General features: G+C 37.0%; 2 protein-coding genes. Both read left to right on the forward strand.

Going from position 1 to position 2,067, the window contains the following annotated elements; translation table 11 throughout:
* Nucleotides 1-404 precede the first annotated feature (404 nt).
* Nucleotides 405-1,361: an RNA polymerase sigma factor, RpoD/SigA family gene (locus H1P_RS27545; RefSeq protein WP_144873761.1), complete on the forward strand. Its 957-nt coding sequence runs from the start codon at nt 405-407 to the stop codon at nt 1,359-1,361.
* Between the two features lie 424 nt (nt 1,362-1,785).
* A partial coding sequence (locus tag H1P_RS27550; protein WP_144873771.1) for a DUF760 domain-containing protein occupies nt 1,786-2,067 on the forward strand: 282 nt, incomplete at its 3' end.

The following is a 2,067-nucleotide window of genomic DNA, read 5'->3' on the forward strand; positions in this document are numbered from 1 at the left end:
CTAAGACTATCGTTGGGAAAATTATTTTTACTGTTTTATTTCGTTCGCTGTTAATATTTGAGTACTATAATAGAAGAGGTATAGACCAACTACATTAGTAGTATATTAAAATAGTTATCATTAAGTTTACAATAGTTAATAAATTAGTGTATTCTAGTAATATACAAAGAAAGTAAAATTACTACCCTATTGGTTCGCCAGAAGAACATGAAACCGACCAATACAAGGTGAAACTAATCCCACAATATATAGCCGTAGTTAGATGAGAAAATCTAGCTGAAAGATTAAAATTCTTAACAAAAAACAATCCTAGTTCTCATAAATCCCACCACATTCTAGTCCGACCAAGACCTGTTTGTAATGAATTGGGACTACAAACTCTTAACTAAAGCTCAGAAAATCCCATGAAAACAGCCAGAAAATCTAACGACCTAGTAAGAAGCTACCTGAAAGAGATCGGTCGTGTACCTCTTTTAACTCACGAAGAAGAGATTCTTTATGCCAAAAGAGTACAAAGAGAAATTGCTCTGTGTCAGATCAAAGAGTCTCTCCAGGAAAAATTAGGTGAAGGACCCACGATAAAACAGTGGGCGGAAGCTGCTCAGGTATCTACAGAAGAGTTAAAAAACGATCTTGAAGCAGGAGAATCTGCTAAACGTAAGATGGTAGAGGCTAACTTACGTCTGGTAGTCTCTGTGGCAAAAAAATACTTAAAGCGTAATCTCGATCTACTAGACTTAATTCAAGAAGGCACAATTGGTATGCAGAGAGGAGTTGAAAAATTCGACCCCACTAAAGGATATCGCTTTTCTACCTATGCTTATTGGTGGATTCGCCAGGCTATTACAAGAGCGATCGCTGAGAAAGGTCGTACTATTCGTCTACCAATCCATATTACAGAAAAACTTAACAAAATCAAAAAAGCCCAACGACAACTAGCTCAGCAGAAAGGTAGAACAGCCACTATTGCCGAATTAGCGGTAGAGTTAGGTCTTACTCCAAAACAGGTAAGAGACTACCTGGAAAAATCTCGTCAACCCATATCCCTTGATGTCAAAGTTGGAGATAACAACGATACAGAGTTAGGAGATATGTTAGAAGACATGGGACAGTCTCCAGAAGACTATGCAACTCATTCTTCACTGAAAAAAGATTTGGCTATGCTGATGTCTGAATTAACCTCTCAGCAACAAGAGGTTATCTCCCTGAGATTTGGGCTAAAAGATGGTAAACCAATGACTCTAGCTAAGATTGGCGAATCTTTAAGTATTAGTCGCGAAAGAGTCAGACAAATTGAAAGAGAAGCACTTTCCAAACTAAGAAAGCGCAAAACTGCGATCAGAGAATATTTGGCTAGCTAGTGATTTGTTAACATTTAGGTAATAAGATTACACGGAACAAGGAAAACACTTCAACGGTTTTAGCCCCTTGTTAATTAGTTAATTAATCGACAAAGCAGGAAATATTTGCTCAAACAATTTGGCTAAATTAACATCCCAAATCCCAAATTAAACAAGCATTGAATACAGGGGCGAACCTTCATTCGTCCCTATTATATTTATGAGAAAAATATTACCTAACACCTGTGCTCATAAGCGTTCTTTATTTCTTTAAGTTGGTAGCTTTGGGTGAAACCTCTACTTCTATAGGTTCGGTTTTACTAGATGCGAAGAGAATATACAATGGTTAATATTTAGTAGTTAGCGATTACTTAATTATATTTAGTTAGCATTTGTCTCATCAACTAAACTCCCTCAAACTTACTTAATCTCTAGGAGGTAATAGATGGAAAGCGGAAATCGACCTCAAAGCGTATTCGGCAATGAAAGCGAAGCTAATCAATTCTGGCAGTACGTACAGTCTCTTAGTTCTGAAACAATATCTCATCTCTCTAAACCAGACTCTCAAGAGGTGTTTCAAGTTATGGAGCGCAATATTATTGGTCTATTAGGAAATCTTCCCAACGAACAGTTTGATGTTGCGATTACTACCAACAGAGAGCATTTAGGAAGATTACTAGCATCTGCCATGATGAGTGGTTATTTCATTAGAAATGCCGAACAAAGG

It is taken from the genome of Hyella patelloides LEGE 07179 (assembly GCF_900659865.1).
GTDB lineage: Bacteria > Cyanobacteriota > Cyanobacteriia > Cyanobacteriales > Xenococcaceae > Hyella > Hyella patelloides.

What these genes read in the sequence shown, in the direction of transcription:
- H1P_RS27545 (WP_144873761.1), top strand. Translation starts at nt 405, where the DNA reads ATGAAAACAGCCAGAAAATCTAACGACCTAGTAAGAAGCTACCTGAAA.